The following is a 2,550-nucleotide window of genomic DNA, read 5'->3' as shown; positions in this document are numbered from 1 at the left end:
TCTAACCGATAAAATATAATTAACAGTTTTAGATAAATAAGATTTTACACTTCTTATTTGGAAGGGGCTGGAAATTCCCCTTCTTATCCAACAAATTCTATTAAAATACATCTCCATCACTGGTATATTCAAAGTAGAACAACTAGGATAACGGTGATGGAGGTTTTAGAAAGGTGGACAAGTTTGAAGTGTATATTCAAATACGTCAATTATTAGAACAAGGATTTACAAAAACTTCTATAGCAAAAAAGTTAGGGATATCAAGACCTACACTGTATCGCTATTTAGAAAAAAGCCCAAAAGAAATGGCTGAATGGATTGATTCTACTAAAACAAGAAAGAAAAAACTTGATCCTTATAAAGACCTGATTTTATCTTGGCTTCGGGATCATCCAGACATGAAAGCCTCTCAAGTCGAAGATTGGTTAAAAGAAAGATTTCCAGAATTAAAAGTGTCTGAAAGTACCGTTAGGTCCTATGTTAGAAATCTTCGTAAGGAGTATAATATCCCAAAAGATATTAATAAGAAACGAGATTATGAGGCTATCCCGGATCCGGAGATGGGAAAACAAGTACAAGTTGATTTTGGAGAAACACGTCAAAAAACACCTGAAAATAAAACAGTGAAATTGTATTTTATCGCTTTTGTACTATCGAATTCACGTTATAAATATACCGAGTTTCTTGACCGTCCATTCACTACTCGAGATGTAATACGTGCACACGAAAATGCTTTTCGTTGGTTTGAGGGAATCCCTCGTGAAATTGTATATGATCAGGACTCACTCATTGTAGTAAGTGAAAATGGTGGAAATTTAATATTAACAAAAGAATTCGAGCAATATCGTCAAGAACGAAGGTTTAATTTACATGTTTGTCGTAAAGCAGATCCTGAAAGTAAAGGGAGAATTGAGAATGTAATTGGTTATATTAAATATAACTTTGCAGCTCATCGAATATTTACAAATATTGATCGCTGGAATGAGGACGCAATAAAATGGCTAAATCGGACAGGGAATTATAAAATCCATAATACGACCAAAAAAAGACCGGTCGAAGCGTTTCAAGAAGAAAAGAAACACCTAAGACCGATCACCAAAGATTTAAAAAATCAATATTCAATACCTGTCTCTAGTATAACAAGAAGAGTAAGACAGGACAATACTATTATATACAAATCAAATCGTTACTCAGTACCTCTCGGTACATATAACAAACAAAAAGACGTTAATATTTCTACAAAAGATGGGTACTTATATATTTACGCATCTGAAAATGGCCTATTAATCGCAAAACATAAAATCAGTCCTGGAAAGGGCAAATTAATTCAGGACAGACAACATACCCGAGATCGTTCCAAAGGAATCGATGCATTATTAGAAACTGTGGCAAGTTATTTTGATGATTATGAATTAGCCAAGTCATATTTAGCAGAAATCCGAACCAAATACCCAAGGTATGTTCGGGATCAATTCCAAATGATAATAAAAATCATTAAAAGTACCAAGCAACAAGCAATTATTGATAAAGCCTTGACAGTATGTTTTCAGAGGAAACTTTTTAGTGCAACAGATTTTGTCGATATAGTTAAGTATATTGAACGGCAACGACAAGTTTACACTACAAAAAGTGATAAACAGTGTAATGTGCCAATAAAACCTTTAGACGTTCAAAATGAATCGATTTTCTATATATCAACACCACAAAGGGATATCAATGAATACTTAACTGTATTGGAGGCTGACAAATGAGTGATTTAAGTTTAGCTCAAGAACGTTTAAAAACATTGCGTATGTCGGAATCAGCTCAATATTTACCTACGCTAGTTAAAGAAGCCGAAATGCATGATAAATCTTATTTAGGTTTTTTAAACAGTATTTTAGAATACGAGCAAAAACGAAGAGAAGAAAAACTACTTGAAAGAAGATTAAAATGGGCTGCTTTTCCAAGTCACAAAACACTAGATGAATTCAATTTGGATGAACAGCGGTCATTAAGTAGAAAACAGCTTAATCAATTAAAAGAATTAACTTGGATCGAACAGCTTTACAATATAATCTTTCTGGGACCACCTGGGGTGGGTAAAACTCATTTGGCCATAGGTTTAGGATTAGAAGCAATCCATCAAGGATATAAAGTAATGTTTATATCGATGGGTGATTTAGTCCATACACTAAAAACAGAAGAAATTTCAAGAAAATCAAAGACACGAATGAAGAGAATACGTGATGCAAATTTGTTAATTATTGATGATTTAATGTTTATGGCCATGGATCAACATGAGGCTAATCTATTTTTTCATCTAATTAATGATTTATACAATAAATCTTCAATTATACTAACCTCCAATAAGGCACCCAAAGATTGGGGTGAATTATTGGGGGACCCTGCGATAACAACAGCTATATTGGATAGAATCATTCATCGAGCTGAGATAATTCACTTAAATGGTGATAGTTATCGAATGAAACATAGAACCTCTATTTTTGAATCATCAAAAGTGTAAAAAATAATTTATCAAAAACTGTAACATTTTACTTGACGCTCACA

Annotated in this window: 2 protein-coding genes; both read left to right on the top strand. The window is 33.0% G+C overall.

Going from position 1 to position 2,550, the window contains the following annotated elements:
* Positions 1-173: 173 nt before the first annotated feature.
* Positions 174-1,751, top strand: coding sequence for an IS21 family transposase (gene istA, locus OEV82_RS15980; protein ID WP_263062431.1), 1,578 nt, complete (start codon positions 174-176; stop codon positions 1,749-1,751).
* A complete protein-coding gene (gene istB, locus OEV82_RS15975) occupies positions 1,748-2,506 on the top strand; it encodes an IS21-like element helper ATPase IstB (protein ID WP_263062430.1) in 759 nt (252 codons plus the stop codon). The genes istA and istB overlap by 4 nt, the downstream gene beginning before the upstream one ends.
* The last annotated feature ends 44 nt before the right edge of the window (positions 2,507-2,550 follow it).

Source organism: Pallidibacillus thermolactis, assembly GCF_025660415.1.
Taxonomy (GTDB): Bacteria; Bacillota; Bacilli; order Bacillales; family Caldibacillaceae; genus Pallidibacillus; species Pallidibacillus thermolactis.
This window is presented reverse-complemented; position numbering and strand designations above follow the sequence as displayed.

Bases quoted from the DNA above. Each gene is read 5' to 3' on its own strand.
- istB (WP_263062430.1), top strand. From the start codon at position 1,748: ATGAGTGATTTAAGTTTAGCTCAAGAACGTTTAAAAACATTGCGTATG.